General features: G+C 66.4%; 1 protein-coding gene. It reads left to right on the forward strand.

Annotation, left to right across the window (positions count from 1 at the left end):
* Positions 1 to 515: 2-oxoacid:ferredoxin oxidoreductase subunit beta (locus ABD999_RS43820; protein WP_345483307.1), on the forward strand; the 515-nt coding region annotated here is incomplete at both ends.

The raw sequence follows: 515 nt of genomic DNA on the forward strand, positions 1-515 counted from the left end.
CTCAAGCGCGAGAACATCGTGTTCGTCTCCGGGATCGGCTGCTCCTCCAGGTTCCCGTACTACCTCAACACCTACGGCGTGCACTCCATCCACGGCCGCGCCCCCGCGATCGCCACCGGGCTGGCAGCCTCCAGGCCGGACCTGAGCGTGTGGGTGATCACCGGTGACGGGGACGCCCTGTCGATCGGCGGCAACCACCTGATCCACGCGCTGCGCCGCAACGTCAACCTCAACATCCTGCTGTTCAACAACCGCATCTACGGGCTGACCAAGGGCCAGTACTCGCCCACCTCCGAGGTCGGCAAGGTCACCAAGTCCACCCCGATGGGATCGCTGGACAAGCCGTTCAACCCGATCTCCCTCGCCCTCGGCGCCGAGGCGTCGTTCGTGGCGCGCACCCTGGACTCGGACCGCAAGCACCTGCAGGCGGTGCTGCGGGAGGCGACCGCGCACCGGGGCGCGTCCCTGGTGGAGATCTACCAGAACTGCAACATCTTCAACGACAACGCCTTCGA

The organism is Nonomuraea ferruginea, assembly GCF_039540635.1.
In the GTDB taxonomy this organism is placed as follows: Bacteria; Actinomycetota; Actinomycetes; order Streptosporangiales; family Streptosporangiaceae; genus Nonomuraea; species Nonomuraea ferruginea.